This is a genomic window from Microcystis sp. M53598_WE2, from assembly GCF_030067735.1.
GTDB lineage: Bacteria > Cyanobacteriota > Cyanobacteriia > Cyanobacteriales > Microcystaceae > Microcystis > Microcystis aeruginosa.
In genome coordinates, this window is record NZ_JASJFE010000455.1 from 1 (window position 1) to 1,480 (window position 1,480).

The 1,480-nt window shown below is 48.4% G+C and carries 1 protein-coding gene; it reads left to right on the forward strand.

The window, feature by feature from the left end; translation table 11 throughout:
* Window positions 1-199 precede the first annotated feature (199 nt).
* Window positions 200-1,360, forward strand: a complete 1,161-nt coding sequence (locus PX636_RS09490) for a 2,3-diketo-5-methylthiopentyl-1-phosphate enolase (protein ID WP_002795526.1) — start codon at window positions 200-202, stop codon at window positions 1,358-1,360.
* The last annotated feature ends 120 nt before the right edge of the window (window positions 1,361-1,480 follow it).

The window sequence follows — 1,480 nt, forward strand, 5'->3', positions numbered from 1 at the left end:
CCGATCGAAGCCATTATCAGTTATCAGTTATCAGTTATCAGTTATCAGTTATCAGTTATCAGATGTGAGTTTTCACTTCACCCATTACTGTTTACTGAAAAAAGGCTCCCCACTTCCCCACCTCCCCAATTCCCCAATTCCCCAATTCCCCAATTCATAATTTATAATTTATAATTCCCACTCCCTTTTTTTACCTTTTATGACTATAATTGTCGATTATCGCTTTCCTCCCGCTATTAATGCCGAAAAACAGGCAAAAATGATCGCTATCGGTCAAACCGCCGGCACTTGGAGCGAGCGCCACAGTCATCGTCAAGAGCAGCTGCAACAACACCTAGGGGAAGTGGTGGGGATCAGGGAGGAAGCAGACGGTTATAAGGTGGCTAGGGTGCGTTTTCCCCAGATAAACGTTGAAAATGACATCGCCAGTCTTTTAACCATGATTTTCGGCAAATATTCCATGGCTGGAGCAGGAAAAGTGGTGGGGGTGTATCTCCCCGAAAGCTACGGCACAAAAGCCAAGGTGGGAATCACCGGAATTAGGCAACGTTTGGGGGTTTATGATCGACCTCTAGTGATGGCAATTTTTAAACCCGCTTTAGGACTATCGGCGCAAGATCACGCCGATATCCTGCGAGAAGTGGCTTTTGCTGGCTTAGACGTGATTAAAGATGATGAAATCATGGCGGATCTTCCCGTGGCTCCCACCCACGAGCGCCTAGATTGTTGTCGTCGGGTTTTGGAGGAAGTGCGGCAGCAAACCGGTAGAAATGTTCTCTATGCGGTCAATGTCACTGGAAAAGCGGACGAATTGCAGAGAAAAGCCCGTTTATTAGTGAAACATGGGGCTAATGCCCTGTTATTAAACGTTCTTACCTACGGTTTTTCCGTTTTAGAAGCTTTAGCCAGTGATCCGGCGATCGATGTGCCTATTTTCGCCCATCCTGCCTTTGCCGGAGCGATGTGTGCCGGTACTGATACGGGATTAGCCTATTCTGTGGTTTTGGGAACGATGATGGCTCACGCAGGAGCCGATGCGGTGCTATATCCCGCCGCTTACGGTAGTTTACCCTTCGATCCCCAGGAGGAGGGCAAAATTCGCGATATTTTGCGCAATAGAAACGTTTTTCCGGTTCCCTCGGCCGGCATTCGTCCAGGTATTGTTCCCCAGGTCCTTCGGGATTACGGACGTAATGTTATCCTCAATGCGGGAACTGGAATTATGGACCACCCATCGGGACCGGCCAGTGGTGTGAGGGCTTTTTTTGAAGCTTTAGCCAGAATAGAAGCGGGTGATTCTTTTGATCCCGCCAATTTGCCCGAAGGAGCCTTAAAACAGGCAATTCTAGAGTGGGGTTAAGCTCAATTCTTTCAAATGCACTATATAGGGTTTGCGGCAAAAAGTTTTTCTTGGGGGCAGGGTGTGGGGTGTGGGGTGTGGGGTGTAGGGTTTTACCGATTTTCAGGTGGTCAACTACCC

Bases quoted from the DNA above. Each gene is read 5' to 3' on its own strand.
- PX636_RS09490 (WP_002795526.1), top strand. From the start codon at position 200: ATGACTATAATTGTCGATTATCGCTTTCCTCCCGCTATTAATGCCGAA.